2 protein-coding genes and 1 pseudogene are annotated in these 2436 nt (G+C 55.0%); 1 reads left to right on the top strand and 2 read right to left on the bottom strand.

Annotated elements, in window-relative coordinates; all coding sequences use genetic code 11:
- Positions 1-144, bottom strand: a pseudogene (locus tag ACIGDJ_RS28205) (ATP-dependent Clp protease adaptor ClpS); the annotation flags it as partial.
- Positions 145-368: 224 nt separating this feature from the next.
- On the opposite strand from ACIGDJ_RS28205, the gene cspD reads away from it, so the two are divergent.
- Positions 369-629 (top strand): cold shock domain-containing protein CspD, encoded by a 261-nt coding sequence (gene cspD / locus ACIGDJ_RS28210; protein ID WP_313002374.1) that lies wholly within the window; start codon positions 369-371, stop codon positions 627-629.
- 73 nt (positions 630-702) lie between these two features.
- Here cspD and icd read toward each other — a convergent pair whose 3' ends face one another.
- Entirely contained in the window at positions 703-1959 is a 1257-nt protein-coding gene (gene icd, locus ACIGDJ_RS28215; protein WP_024013414.1) for an NADP-dependent isocitrate dehydrogenase, read from the bottom strand.
- Between the last annotated feature and the right edge of the window lie 477 nt (positions 1960-2436).

Genomic DNA, 2436 nt, shown 5'->3' on the forward strand with positions numbered 1-2436 from the left:
GTACATAGGCGGCGCCTGTAACGCGGGCTGTGCTTCCTGAACAGCAACGCCTGCCGAATCGTCGTCGTGCTCCTGTGGAAGATCCTTTTGGAGAAGCGGGCGATCCTGATTGAATGTTAGTCGAATCTGGCTGATTGCATGCATGGAAAAAAAGGTTCGTCAGTTGTGCGAATACAGTGGTGGGGGCGGTTGCACACGTTTTCAACTACGACTGCCCGGTCACCTTGACTATCGGGAAAACGGTGTTACAACCAATAGAGCCCACAGTGGGTAAAAAAGATCCGCGGAGTCAATTCTTTTATCGAATTCGATTGCGGATGTCGTGGATGATACTCCAGCGATGGAGACTGTTGCAGAGGGATTTGAGCATGGCGGTCGGCAAGGTGAAATGGTTCAACAATGCCAAGGGGTACGGGTTCATCAACGAGGATGGCAAGACAGAAGATCTGTTTGCGCATTACTCGGCAATCAAGATGGATGGATACAAGACCCTCAAGGCCGGCCAGGCCGTGAAATTCGATATCATTCAAGGGCCAAAGGGCCTGCATGCGATCGAAATTCACAACGTCGTTGTTGCCCCGTCCGACCCCGCTGTCGGCGTTGCGGCGACGGCTCAAGCGATCAGCTGACTGATTTCCGCCTGAACCCCAGCCATTAAAAAACCGCCTGAAAAATCAGGCGGTTTTTTTGGTTGTCCGCGCTTTACATATGCGAAATCAAAGCATCTCCAAACCCGGAAGACGACACCAGCTTCGCGCCATCCATCAAACGCTCGAAATCATAAGTAACAGTCTTCGCGCCGATCGCACCGTTGGTGCCCTTGATGATCAGGTCTGCAGCTTCTGTCCAGCCCATATGACGCAGCATCATCTCGGCCGAGAGAATCAGCGAACCCGGGTTGACCTGATCCTTGCCGGCGTACTTCGGCGCAGTACCGTGGGTCGCCTCGAACATCGCCACGGTGTCGGACAGGTTGGCGCCCGGCGCAATACCGATACCCCCCACTTCCGCAGCGAGGGCGTCGGACAGGTAGTCGCCGTTGAGATTAAGCGTAGCGATCACATCGTATTCGGCCGGACGCAGCAGGATCTGCTGGAGCATGGCGTCGGCAATAGCGTCCTTCACCACCACGTTCTTGCCGGTTTTCGGGTTCTTGAACTGCATCCACGGACCGCCGTCGAGCAGGGTCGCGCCGAATTCTTCGGCCGCTACTTCGTAAGCCCACTCCTTGAAGGCACCTTCGGTGAACTTCATGATGTTGCCTTTATGCACGATGGTCAGCGAATCGCGGTCGTTATCGACCACATATTGCAGAGCCTTGCGTGCCAGACGCTTGGTGCCTTCGCGCGATACCGGCTTGACGCCTATGCCGCAGTTTTCGTCGAAACGGATCTTGGTAACGCCCATTTCTTCTTTAAGGAATTTGATGACCTTGGTGGCTTCCGGCGAACCGGCCTTCCATTCGATACCGGCGTAAATGTCCTCGGAGTTTTCGCGGAAGATGGTCATGTCGACATCGCCGGGCTTTTTCACCGGGCTCGGCACGCCTTCGAACCAGCGCACCGGACGCAGGCAGACGTACAGGTCGAGTTGCTGACGCAGGGCCACGTTCAGCGAGCGGATGCCACCACCGACCGGGGTGGTCAGCGGACCTTTGATGGAAACCACGTAATCCTTGACGGCGTCGAGGGTTTCCTGTGGCAGCCAGGTGTCCTGATCGTAAACCTGGGTGGCTTTCTCGCCAGCGTAGACTTCCATCCAGGAAATCTTGCGCTTGCCGCCGTAGGCCTTTTCAACAGCAGCATCGACAACCTTGATCATCACCGGACTGATGTCGACACCAATACCGTCACCCTCAATGAAGGGGATGATCGGGTTATCAGGAACATTGAGAGAATGGTCTGCATTGACGGTGATTTTGTCGCCGACGGCCGGAACCTGAATCTTCTTGTAACCCATGCTGAACTCCATTGTTTGGATTGAACACCTGGCTTGCTTCGAGCGTAACCCAGTTGAATCAACACGCAAACCCTATGTTCCGGCGCCGCGCACATCTCGTTTCGTACAAGCCTGAATGCAAAGGGAAAAGCGCCAAACTCCAGCATTCATGACAAGTCTCTGCCCGGCCGCGCCCTGCGACCTTTAGACCAATGGACGAGAATCGTTGCATATGAACCATCGGCAGATTGCCAGCTACCTATGTATAATGCCGCCCGCTGACCACAGGGTCACGACGGCTGGCCTCTCTAGCACGAGACTTTCCGCCTGATTGGTCGGGTTGTTACCGCAGCCTGACTGCTTGACGCTCTACTGATGCACCCAACATCACCGCGAAGAATCTCGTCTTTCTGTTCATTGATGACATTGATCGAACGCGATGTCCCGGCGCCCCTCGAGTTTCTGCGCACGCTTTAGCAAAGAAGAGAGAGTTAATCC

Origin of the sequence: Pseudomonas sp. NPDC079367, assembly GCF_044542195.1 — a bacterium.
Lineage (GTDB): Bacteria > Pseudomonadota > Gammaproteobacteria > Pseudomonadales > Pseudomonadaceae > Aquipseudomonas.